This window comes from Pseudoxanthomonas sp. SGT-18 (assembly GCF_003931645.1).
Classification (GTDB): Bacteria; Pseudomonadota; Gammaproteobacteria; order Xanthomonadales; family Xanthomonadaceae; genus Pseudoxanthomonas.
The window spans coordinates 331,512-342,677 of sequence record NZ_RRYJ01000002.1 but is presented as its reverse complement, the minus strand read 5'-3'; the positions used below and the strand labels follow the sequence as shown (position 1 = coordinate 342,677).

Genomic DNA, 11,166 nt, shown 5'->3' with positions numbered 1-11,166 from the left:
CAGCCAGCCCCTACAATGCCGCCCCTGCCCTGCTTCGGAGTCCCGCATGCAAGCCGATCACGTCCGCGCCGTCGTCACCGGCGGCGTCTCCGGCCTCGGCCTGGCCGTGGCCCAGCGCATCGTCGCCGATGGTGGCAAGGTCGCCCTGCTCGACGTCAACGACGACAAGGGCGCGGCCGCGGTCGCGGCGCTGGGTGCCGGCAACGCGCGCTACTTCCGCGCCGACGTCAGCGACGAGGCCGGCGTGGCCGCCACCCTGGAAGCCGCGCGCGAGTTCCTCGGCGGGCTCAACGTGGCGGTCAACTGCGCCGGCATCCTCGGCGCCGGCCGCGTGCTGGGCAAGGAAGGCCCGATGCCGCTGGACGGCTTCACCCGCACGGTGATGGTCAACCTGGTCGGCAGCTTCAACGTGGCCAAGGCCGCGGCGGCGCTGATGCAGCACAACGAACCGGGCGAGGACGGCGAGCGCGGCGTGATCGTCAACACCGCCTCGGTCGCCGCCTACGAGGGCCAGATCGGCCAGGCCGCGTACTCGGCCTCCAAGGGCGGCGTGGTCGGCATGACCCTGCCGATGGCGCGCGAACTGGCGCGCTTCGGCATCCGGGTCATGACCATCGCCCCGGGCGTGTTCTGGACCCCGATGGTCGACGGCATGCCGGAAAGCGTGCAGCAGTCCCTGGCCGCGACCATCCCGTTCCCGGCGCGCCTGGGCCAGCCGGCCGAATTCGCCGACACCGTGGCCTTCATCCTGCGCACCCGCTACCTCAACGGCGAGACCATCCGCCTCGACGGCGCGACACGGTTGGCGCCGAAGTGAGGCCGTGATTGCTGATTGGTGATTCGTAATTGGCAAAAGCCACGGCCGCGACCACCTCATGCCGAAGCGCCAACCATCGAATCACGAATGACAAATCACGCCCCCTTACGAATCACCAATCACGAATCACGGATTCACCCATGAAAGCCAGCGAAATCAAGAAGGGCAACGTCGTCGAGTACAACAACGGGGTCTACCAGGTCCGCGACATCGAGCGCAGCTCGCCGCAGGGCCGCGGCGGCAACGTGCGCTACCGCTTCATCATGTACTCGGTGCCCGGCGGCACCAAGCTGGACGCCAGCTTCGACGCCGAGGACAACCTGGTCGAGGTCGAGCTGCTGCGCCGCCAGGCCAGCTTCTCGTACAAGGACGGCGACGCCTTCGTGTTCCTCGACGACGAGGACTACACCCCCTACACCCTCGACCCGGACGCGCTGGGCGACGCGGTCGGCTACATCACCGAGGGCCTGACCGGCTGCTACGTGCAGGTGATCGACGAGCAGCCGGTGGCCGTGCAGCTGCCGCAGCACGTGGTCCTGGAAGTGGTGGAGACCCCGCCGGAACTGAAGGGCGGCACCGCGACCAAGCGCCCGAAGCCGGCCAAGCTCAGCACCGGGATCGAGATCATGGTCCCGGAGTACATCGCCAACGGCGAGAAGATCCTGGTCAACACCACCACCGGCGAGTTCGGCGGGCGGGCCGATTGAGGGGCCCTTCCCGGCCGCGCGCAGGCGCGGCCGGGAAGGCGGGATTCGGGATTCGGGATTGGTGATTCGCAAGAGCGGACACGGGTCCCGTGTTCACCGGGCGGCCTTCGCGTAGCCCGCAGCCGAGCGCTTTCGGGATGCCGCACCCCACGGATCCGGGTTGCCCCGGGACGCAGCCAACCCCGGATGCGGCCTCATGCGGGCTACGAGCCTGCGCCCGCCAGCTCCCGCAGCCGCTCACCTAGCCGCGCGACATTCGCCTCGGCCCCGTCCAGAGCCTCGCGCCGCGCGGCGGGCAGCAGCGCCCTGATCTTCGCTTCCAGTGCCCGTGCGTCGGCCCTGCGGCCTTCGGCCGACGTGACCGCGGTGGCCTCCAGCCTCCCGCGCTCTTCCCGCTGCGGCAGGCCATAGCCGTCCACGCCCTGCAGCCATGCCGCCGGGCGGCTGAAGGCGTCGCCCACTTCCAGGAACAGGCGCACATCGCCGGCGACGCCGGCATCGGCAGCAGCGATGCGGCCCAGCCAGCGGCGCTTGAGCTGGTCACGGGCCAGCGCCTCCTCGCGCCGCAGCGCGGCCGATTCCAGCACCAGCAACGCCGCCGCGCCCTTCAGCCCGGCCTGTTCCAGCGCCGGCCGGCGCCGCGCCGGCGGCAGCGCGATCCATTCGCGGGCATCGCGCGCCTGCAGGCCCAGTTCGTCGCGGGCGACCGCGTACATGGCCTGGTAATGGGTGCTGGCGGCCTCGAAGCGGAAGCCCAGGCGCACCTGCTCCACCGGATCGGCCGGCACCGCCGGCACGTCGACCACGCCGTGCCGGCGCAGGCGCCGCGCCAGCCCGTTCGGGAACACGGTGCGCAGCGGCAGTGCCGCCAGCCGTGGCACCGCGTCGTGCAGCAGCTTCCAGGTCTCCACCGCGCAGTTGTTGCCGAGGAACAGGTAGCGGCCGTCGTAACTCCAGTGCAGCTGCGCCGCGCGCGTGGCCACCGCCTGCACCTCCTGCGGCGACAGCGCCAGCGGGATCGCATGCAGGTCGCGCAGCTCCACCCGGGTGTATTCGTCCACCACCTGCTCCAGCGGCAGGGCGAACAGGCGCGAGGGATAGCCACCCGTGAGGCCGCGCCAGCTGGAGATCTGCAGGTCGTCGACGAAGGCGCGGAAGGACAGCACCAGGTGGTGCTGCAGGTCCAGGCGGCAATCCGGCCCGGGTTCGCGCCCGGGCGCGCAGACCACCAGGCGCAGCATGGCGTGGCCCCAGCGGCTGGCGAGGCCATCGCCGTCCCCGGCCAGCAGGTAGTCCACCGCGTACACGCGTTCCGGCGCGAGCAGGCGCAGCGGCTCGGCGCCGGCGGCCGGGTCCTGGACGAAGGCCAGGCCATGGGCGCAGTCGCTCCCGCCGCCGCGTTCCTCGCCGAACCGGTGGTCGAAATACTCCGCCAGCGCCGGGCGCCGGCAGGCGTAGTCCGGGTCCAGCAGGTAATGCTCGAGGTTGACCGCCACGTACTCGCGCGGGGAGGCCAGTTCGTAGGGGTCGGGGCTGCGGTCGCGGAAATCGTTGCGGCCGCGCCGGCCCGGGTGCAACGCCGAGCGCTGCCAGCCGGCGAGGTCGAGCAGGCGCGGATCGCGCGACAGGCCGCCGGCGGCGGTGCGGTCGTACAGGTGCGCCAGTTCGTGCAGCAGCGCGGCCAGCGCCGCCCTGGCGGCGGCGGGTTCCTGTGCGCGCCGCTTCCAGTCCTCCAGCAGGCGCCGCTGCAGCAGGATGCGCCAGTGGCGGGCACGGCCGTGCACCTGCTGCGGCAGGTCGTCGCGCCATTCCAGCGTGATCGGCCGTTCCAGCGCGGACGCCCAGGGCCGTGGCAGCCGCGCCGTGGCCGCGTCAAGCAGTTCGCGCGTGGCCGCTGCGTCGGCGTGGTCCAGGCCCGGGGGAAGTTCGAAGCGCGGAGCCGCGGAGGCCGCGGCGCTGGCCAGCAGCAGGGCCGCCAGCGCCAGCGGGCGGATCATCCGGCGGCGAGGATCTTCCGCGCCAGCTCCAGGTCGCTGGCCTGGCGCGCGGCGGCGTCGCGCTCGCGCAGCACGCGCAGGGCCGCCTCCAGGCGGGCGCTGCGCACCCGGCCCTCGCTGGCGACGAAGCCAGCGGCATCCTCGCGCGCGGCCTGGACCAGCTTGTCGTCGCCGGAGGTGCTGCCGGAGGACGCCGAGCTACCGGCCGAGGAGGCGCCGGCCGAGGTGCCGGCGAAGCTCGAGGCCTGGGCCGGCAGGGCGCAGGCGAACAGCAGGGCGGCGAGGGTCAGGGAGGAATGCTTCATGGGCAGGTGGCGGGCGTGGTCAGGAATACGTGAAGCCTACCCTGCCGCCCGCCCCGCCTGCACCTGCCGCCGGCAACCGGTCAGGCGTCGAACAGCTTGCCCGGGTTGAGGATGCCGTTGGGGTCGAACGCCTGCTTGATCCCGCGCATCAGCGCGATCTCGGCCTCGCTGCGGGTGCTGGACAGGTAGGGCTTCTTGACCAGGCCGATGCCGTGCTCGGCGGAGATGCTGCCGCCGCATTCCTGCAGCGCCTGGGCCAGCAGCTTGGTCACGTGCTCGCACTGGCCGACGAAGTCGGCGTCGGAGGTATCGTCCGGCTTGAGCACGTTGATGTGCAGGTTGCCGTCGCCGATATGGCCGAACCAGACCACGTCGAAGTGCGGATAGGCCTGCCCCAGCAGCGCCTGGGTCTTCGCCAGGAACGCCGGCATGGCGGAGATGCGCACCGAAACGTCGTTCTTGTACGGCTTGTACCTGGCCACCGATTCGGTGATGCCCTCGCGCAGGCGCCAGATCTGCTGGGCCTGGGCCTCGGACTGGCTGATCACGCCGTCGGCCACCCAGCCCTGCTCCATGCAGTGCTCGAACGCGGCCATGGCCGCGGCCTCGGTGGCCTCGTCGTCGCTGGCGAACTCGGTGACCACGTAGAACGGGTACTCGTCCTCCAGCGGCTTCTGCGCGCCGTGGGCCACCACGTGGCGCAGGGCGCGGTCGGTGAAGAACTCGAACGCCTCCAGGCGCAGGCGGCCGCGGAACTCGGCGAACACGTCCATCAGCACCTCGAACGAGGGCAGCGCCAGCAGCATCACGTTGGTCGGCGGCGGCGGGTCGGTCAGGCGCAGGATGGCCTCCACCACGATGCCCAGGGTGCCCTCCGAGCCGATCATCAGCTGGCGCAGGTCGTAGCCGCTGGAGTTCTTCACCAGGCCGCGGTTGAGGTGCAGCACATCGCCCGCACCGGTGACCACGGTCAGGCCGGCGATCCATTCGCGGGTATTGCCGTAGCGGATCACGCGGATGCCGCCGGCGTTGGTGGCGATGTTGCCGCCGATCGAGCACGAGCCGCGCGCGGCGAAGTCCACCGGATAGATGAGGCCGTGCTCGGCCGCCGCGTTGTGCACCGCCTCCAGCGGCATGCCGGCCTGCACGGCCAGGGTGCGGTCGACGCGGTTGAACTCCAGCACCTTGTTCATCCGCTCCAGGCTCAGCACCAGCTCGCCGTTGGCGGCCACCGCGCCGCCGGACAGGCCGGTGCGGCCGCCGGAGGGCACGATCGCCACCCTGTGGCGGTTGGCCCAGCGCACGATGGCCTGGACTTCCTCCACCGTGCCCGGCAGGGCAATGGCCAGCGGCGCCGGGGTCCAGCGGCGGGTCCAGTCGCGGCCGTAGTGCTCCAGGTCGGCGGCGTCGGTCTTCAGGCGCAGGTCGGGCACCGACGCGAGCAGGTCGGCAAGGCGGGGATCGGTCATGGGAACGGTGCGGGCAAGGCGGAGCGGGAGCCGGCAAGCGTGCCAGCCCCGGGGCGGTCGCGTCCAGCGCGGGACGCGCCCTGCCCCGGCGGCCCGCCGCCGCGGACAAGCCCTTGTTTCATCGGCAACTTTGCACGCGTGCAACTGCCACCACCACGGGCACGCGGTGTTGCGCGCAAACCGGGCAAATGCCAATGACGCGGTGCGGAAAACAGGGGGCGCTTCTGGCATAGTTGGCGGCTCCCGCCACACCCGAACCGGAAGCCGCGCGCATGTCGCCCAAGAAGACCTCCTTCCCGAAATCGGACATCCGCGTGCTGCTGCTGGAGGGCGTCAGCCAGACCGCGGTGGAGACCTTCCGCGCCGCCGGCTACACCCAGATCGAGTTCCACGACAAATCGCTGCCGGAGGACGAGCTGAAGGCGCGCATCGCCGAGGCCCACATCATCGGCATCCGCTCGCGCACCCAGCTCACTGCCGACGTGCTGGCCCATGCCAAGCGCCTGATCGCGGTGGGCTGTTTCTGCATCGGCACCAACCAGGTCGACCTGGACACCGCCGAGCTGGCCGGCATCCCGGTGTTCAACGCGCCCTACTCCAACACCCGCTCGGTGGCCGAACTGGTGGTGGCCGAGGCGGTGATGCTGATGCGCGGCATCCCGCAGAAGAATGCGCAGTGCCACCGCGGCGGCTGGTCCAAGTCCGCCGCCGGCAGCCGCGAGGTGCGCGGCAAGACCCTGGGCATCGTCGGCTACGGCCACATCGGCACCCAGGTCGGCGTGCTCGCCGAGGCGCTGGGCATGAACGTGGTCTTCCACGACATCGAGACCAAGCTGTCGCTGGGCAATGCGCGCGCCGCGCAAAGCCTGGAGGACCTGCTGGCGCACGCGGACGTGGTCACCCTGCACGTGCCGGAGACCCCGGCGACGAAGAACATGATCGGCGCTGCCCAGATCGCGGCGATGAAGCGCGGCGCGCACCTGATCAACGCCTCGCGCGGCACCGTGGTCGACATCGACGCGCTGGCCGCGGCGCTGGAATCGGGCCATGTCGGCGGCGCGGCGGTGGACGTGTTCCCGGTCGAGCCCAAGGGCAACAGCGAACCATTCGTCTCGCCGCTGACCCGCTTCGACAACGTGATCCTGACCCCGCACATCGGCGGCAGCACGCTAGAGGCGCAGGAGAACATCGGCGTGGAGGTGGCGGCCAAGCTGGTGCGCTACAGCGACAACGGCAGCACCCTGTCCGCGGTCAACTTCCCCGAGGTCACCCTGCCCGAGCACGAGGGCAGCCTGCGGTTGCTGCACATCCACCGCAACGTGCCGGGCGTGCTGTCGAAGGTCAACGAGATCTTCAGCCGCCACGCGGTCAACATCGACGGCCAGTTCCTGCGCACCGACCCCAAGGTCGGCTACGTGGTGATCGACGTGGCCGCCGACGAGGCCAAGGTCAGCCAGCTGCGCGAGGAACTGGCCGCGATCCCGGGCACCCTGCGCACCCGCGTCCTGTACTGAGCCGGCGCAGGCCTGCGCCTGGCCATGCGACGGGCCGGCATCGCCGGCCCGTCGCGTTTCCGGCGCTCAACCCCGCGCGGCCAGCCAGCGCGCGGCCATGCGCCGCATCGAGGGGTCGCAGCGCGGGTCGTCCACCAGTTCGTCGATCCGGCGCCAGGCCAGGGCGTGGGATTCGGCGCTGACCACGAAACGCTCGTCCGCGCCGGCGCGCACCACGTAACGCACGTCGTAATGCCAGTGTCCCGGGACCTCGCCGCGCTCCGGGATCCAGTGCCGGTCCAGGTCGAAGATGCGGCCGTCCTCCAGGCGCAGGCCCGGCACCCCGGTTTCCTCCTCCGCTTCCTTCAAGGCCACCTGCGCCAGGTCGCGCTCGCCGTCGGCATGGCCGCCCGGCTGCAGCCAGCGGTCGAGCTTGCGGTGGTGGGTCAGCAGGGTGCGCTGGCCATCGGCGCTGACCACCCAGGCCGAGCCGGTGAAATGCCCCTCCAGGCGCTGGCGGATGAACGGGTCAGCCGCATCCTCCAGCAGGGCCAGGAAGGCATCGGCCAGTCCCGCCTGCATCGGCTCGCGCGTGCGGTATTCGGCCAGCTGGGCGGCCAATGCCTGCACTTGCACCATGGTGGTTCCCGTCGTCATGGATTGGCACCCGGATTATGCACGGGCCTTGCTGCAGTGCGGCACCGCATTGCCAAGCGACCCGGGCATTTGGCAAGGTACGGCGCTCATGTGGCCTCCGGTGGCCGCTCTTCATACCCGGCGCTCGAAGCCACCAGGGGGAACGTCATATGTCCAGCCGTCTATTCAGCACCAAGCCCATGGAACCGGCACCGCACGTGGATGCCGGCGAGCCGGTGGAAGGCTCACTCCAGGGCGAGGCAACCCTGCGCCGCACCCTCACCGCCCGCCAGCTGATCCTGCTGGGCGTGGGCGCGGTGATCGGCGCCGGCATCTTCGTGCTGACCGGCCAGGCCGCGGCCAACCACGCCGGCCCGGCGATCATGCTCAGCTTCGTCCTGGCCGGCTTCGCCTGCGCCATGGCCGGCCTGTGCTACGCCGAATTCGCCTCGATGATGCCGGTCTCCGGCAGCGCCTATTCCTATGCCTACGCCACCCTCGGCGAGGGCGTGGCCTGGTTCATCGGCTGGTGCCTGGTGCTGGAGTACCTGTTCGCCTCGGCCACCGTGGCCGTGGGCTGGTCCGGCTACCTCACCAGCTTCCTGACCACCACCCTGCACCTGCCCTTCCCCGCCGAGCTGGCCGCCGCGCCACTGGCCTGGAACGGCACCGAGTTCGTGGCCACCTCCGGCATCGTCAACCTGCCGGCGATCCTGATCGTGGCCGCGGTCAGCGCCCTTTGCTACGTCGGCATCACCCAGTCGGCCTTCGCCAACGCGATCGTGGTGGCGATCAAGATCGCGGTGATCGCGGCCTTCCTCGGCTTCGGCATCCAGTACATCGATCCGGGCAACTGGACCCCGTTCGTCCCCGAGAACGCCGGGCCGGGCAAGTTCGGCATGGAAGGCGTGTTTCGCGCCGCGACCATCGTGTTCTTCGCCTACATCGGCTTCGACGCGGTCTCCACCGCCGCCGGCGAGGCGAAGAACCCGCAGCGCGACATGCCGATCGGCATCCTCGGCTCGCTGGCGATCTGTACCCTGGTCTACATCGCCGTGTGCGCGGTGCTGACCGGCATGACCCACTACTCGCTGCTCAACACCGCCAAGCCGGTGGCCACCGCGCTGGAGGAAGTGCTCAAGGCCGACCCCACCGCCAACGTAACCTGGCTCAAGACCGCGGTGGAGATCGGCGCCATCGCCGGCCTGTCCTCGGTGATCCTGGTGATGCTGATGGCGCAGCCGCGCATCTTCTATTCGATGTCGCGCGACGGGCTGATGCCGCGCCTGTTCGGCAAGGTCCACCCGCGCTACCAGACCCCGCACGTGGGCACGGTCATCGTCGGCGTGATCGCCTGCCTGCTGGCCGGCTTCATGCCGCTGAGCGTGCTCGGCGAGCTGGTTTCGATGGGCACCCTGCTGGCCTTCGCCACCGTGTGCCTGGGCGTGTTCGTGCTGCGCTTCAGGCGCCCGGACCTGCCGCGCCCGTTCCGGGTGCCGTTCTTCTGGCTGATCTGCCCGCTGGGCTTCATCGCCTGCCTGGGCCTGTTCTGGCAGTCGTTCGCCGAGCACTGGAAGGTATTCGTGGGCTGGACGGTGCTGGGGCAGCTGATCTACTTCGGCTACGGCTACCGCCACAGCAAGCTGCGCCAGCGCGGCTGATCCCCCTCCCGATCGCGGCCGGCCATGTGCCGGCCGCTCCAGTTTCCTTTTCCAGGATCGGCGCATGAGCGCAAGCGTTCCCCGCAAGATCGGGCCGGTGCTGGCGACCTTCGTGGTTGCCAACAACATGATCGGCTCGGGTTTCTTCCTGTTGCCCGCCACCCTGGCCAAGTCCGGCGGCGTGACCGCGTTGAGCTGGCTGCTGGGCACGGTGCTGGCGATGATGCTCGGCGGCGCCTTCGCCCGGCTGGCGCGCCACCATCCGGACCTGGAGTCGCAGGACGACTACGTGCGCCCCTCGCTGGGCCGCGACGCCTCGTTCCTCGCGACCACCATGTACTGGGTGTCCTCCTGGATCGGCAACAACGCCATCGCCGTGGCCGCGTTCGGCTACCTGGTGATCCTGTTGCCGATCGAGGACAGCACCGGGGTGCGCCTGGCCGGGCAGGTCGCGCTGATCTGGCTGATGTTCGCCCTGAACCTGATGGGCCCGCGGCCGATCGCGCGCTTCCAGTCGATGTGCGTGGTGCTGGGCCTGCTGCCGGTGGCGGCGATCCTCACCGCCGGCTGGGCGTACTTCGACCCGGAGGTGTACCGCACCGCCTGGAACGTGTCGGGCACCTCGGACACCGCGGTGGTGCTGCAGTCGCTGGCCCCGATCTTCTGGGCTTTCGTCGGCCTGGAGACCGGCGCGATGGTCGCCGGCGTGGTCGACGACCCGGACCGCAACGTGCCGCGCGCGACGCTCGGCGGCATCGCCATCGCCGGCGTGGTGTACCTGACCTCCTCGGTGCTGATGATGGGCATCGTGCCGGCCTCGCAGCTGGCCCAGTCCAGCGCCCCGTTCGCTATGGTCGCCGGCGAGATGTTCGGCCCGTGGGCGGTGCCGGTGATCGCCGCGGCGGCCGCGCTGAAGGCCACCGGCACCCTCGGCGGCTGGATGCTGGTGAGCGGCGAGTCCGGTGCGCGCGCGGCCCAGCGCGGCTTCCTGCCGGCCGTGTTCGGTCGCCTGCAGCCCAATGGCTCGGCCCGCACCGGCCTGTTCATCATCGCCCTGTCGATGACCCTGCTGGCCGTGCTGACCCTGTCGCCGACCGTGTCCGGGCAGTTCGAGGTCCTGATCGAGATGGTCGTGGTGCTGGTGGTGATGGCCTACGCCGCCGCCGGCCTGAGCCTGCTGCTGGGCACGCCGGAACGCGCGCCGACCCCGCGCGAGCGGCTGCTGGGCATGGGTGCGCTGGTCGCCTGCGGCCTGCTGGTGTACTCCACGCCGGTCCGGACCCTGGTCGGCGGGCTGGTGATCGCCGGCCTGGCCTGGGCCGCCTACCGCGGCTTCGGGCACCGGAGCCAGGTGCCTGCACGGTAGACTTCGCGCATGGATAACACCGAGCTCCCCTACGACCCGGCGCTGCTGCGCGAACGGGCCCAGTCCCTGATCTCCAACGTGCGCGAGCTGGCCCAGCTGGGCTGGACCCCGGCCACCAGCAGCAACTTCTCCGAGCGCCTGGACGCCGGGCACGCCGCGATCACCGTCTCCGGGCGCGACAAGGGCCGCCTGGTCGAGGACGACATCATGGTCGTGGACCTGGAAGGCCGCGCCGTCGGCCGCCAGCTGCGGCCCTCGGCCGAGACCCTGCTGCACACCCGGCTGTACCGGCGCTTCCCGAAAGTCGGCTGCGTGCTGCACACCCACTCCCTGACCCAGACCGTGGCCTCGCGCCTTTACGCGCGCCAGGGGCGGATCCGCCTGGAGGGCTACGAGCTGCTCAAGGCGTTCGAGGGCAACAGCACCCACGAGACCGCGATCGAGGTCCCGGTGTTCGCCAATACCCAGGACATGACCGTCCTGGCGGCGCAGGTGGACGAGGTCCTGGACCGGCAGCCGCTGTGGGGCTACCTGATCGACGGCCATGGCCTGTACGCCTGGGGCCGGACCATGGCCGACGCCCGCCGCCACCTGGAAGCGTTCGAGTTCCTGCTCGGCTGCGAACTGGAGCTGCGCCGGCTCGGCGCCTGAGCCTCATTCCGTCCCCGTCGCGCCTGGAAACCGGGTGTCATGAGCGCCGCGGCGCACAGCTGGT

General features: G+C 70.8%; 10 protein-coding genes. 6 read left to right on the top strand and 4 right to left on the bottom strand.

The genetic code is table 11. The features are described from left to right. Positions 1-46 precede the first annotated feature (46 nt). Together EIM47_RS04620 and yeiP are read left to right on the top strand one after the other, a co-directional pair. Positions 47-817 (top strand): SDR family NAD(P)-dependent oxidoreductase, encoded by a 771-nt coding sequence (locus EIM47_RS04620; RefSeq protein WP_019399729.1) that lies wholly within the window; start codon positions 47-49, stop codon positions 815-817. A gap of 140 nt (positions 818-957) precedes the next feature. Beyond that, a complete protein-coding gene (gene yeiP, locus EIM47_RS04615) occupies positions 958-1,524 on the top strand; it encodes an elongation factor P-like protein YeiP (protein WP_019399728.1) in 567 nt (188 codons plus the stop codon). 203 nt (positions 1,525-1,727) lie between these two features. Here yeiP and EIM47_RS04610 read toward each other — a convergent pair whose 3' ends face one another. From EIM47_RS04610 to EIM47_RS04600, 3 genes are all read right to left on the bottom strand, one after another. Then, positions 1,728-3,521, bottom strand: coding sequence for a DUF4105 domain-containing protein (locus EIM47_RS04610; protein WP_125076260.1), 1,794 nt, complete (start codon positions 3,519-3,521; stop codon positions 1,728-1,730). After that, positions 3,518-3,826: a DUF2388 domain-containing protein gene (locus tag EIM47_RS04605; RefSeq protein WP_019399726.1), complete on the bottom strand. Its 309-nt coding sequence runs from the start codon at positions 3,824-3,826 to the stop codon at positions 3,518-3,520. Before EIM47_RS04605 ends, EIM47_RS04610 begins: the two co-directional genes overlap by 4 nt. Positions 3,827-3,906: 80 nt before the next feature. Further along, a complete protein-coding gene (locus tag EIM47_RS04600; RefSeq protein WP_125076259.1) occupies positions 3,907-5,295 on the bottom strand; it encodes an FAD-binding oxidoreductase in 1,389 nt (462 codons plus the stop codon). Between the two features lie 272 nt (positions 5,296-5,567). On the opposite strand from EIM47_RS04600, the gene serA reads away from it, so the two are divergent. Further along, positions 5,568-6,809, top strand: coding sequence for a phosphoglycerate dehydrogenase (gene serA, locus EIM47_RS04595; RefSeq protein ID WP_019399724.1), 1,242 nt, complete (start codon positions 5,568-5,570; stop codon positions 6,807-6,809). Between the two features lie 66 nt (positions 6,810-6,875). Here serA and EIM47_RS04590 read toward each other — a convergent pair whose 3' ends face one another. Then, on the bottom strand, positions 6,876-7,427 hold the full coding sequence (locus tag EIM47_RS04590; RefSeq protein WP_019399723.1) for an NUDIX hydrolase: 552 nt from the start codon (positions 7,425-7,427) through the stop codon (positions 6,876-6,878). Between the two features lie 167 nt (positions 7,428-7,594). Between EIM47_RS04590 and EIM47_RS04585 the strand changes: the two genes are divergently transcribed. The 3 genes from EIM47_RS04585 to EIM47_RS04575 all read left to right on the top strand — a co-directional run bounded on the left by EIM47_RS04585 (position 7,595) and on the right by EIM47_RS04575 (position 11,102). Then, a complete protein-coding gene (locus EIM47_RS04585; protein WP_026010748.1) occupies positions 7,595-9,085 on the top strand; it encodes an amino acid permease in 1,491 nt (496 codons plus the stop codon). Between the two features lie 64 nt (positions 9,086-9,149). Beyond that, entirely contained in the window at positions 9,150-10,451 is a 1,302-nt protein-coding gene (locus EIM47_RS04580) for an amino acid permease (RefSeq protein ID WP_125076258.1), read from the top strand. 9 nt (positions 10,452-10,460) lie between these two features. Then, on the top strand, positions 10,461-11,102 hold the full coding sequence (locus EIM47_RS04575) for a methylthioribulose 1-phosphate dehydratase (protein WP_125076257.1): 642 nt from the start codon (positions 10,461-10,463) through the stop codon (positions 11,100-11,102). Positions 11,103-11,166 lie beyond the last annotated feature (64 nt).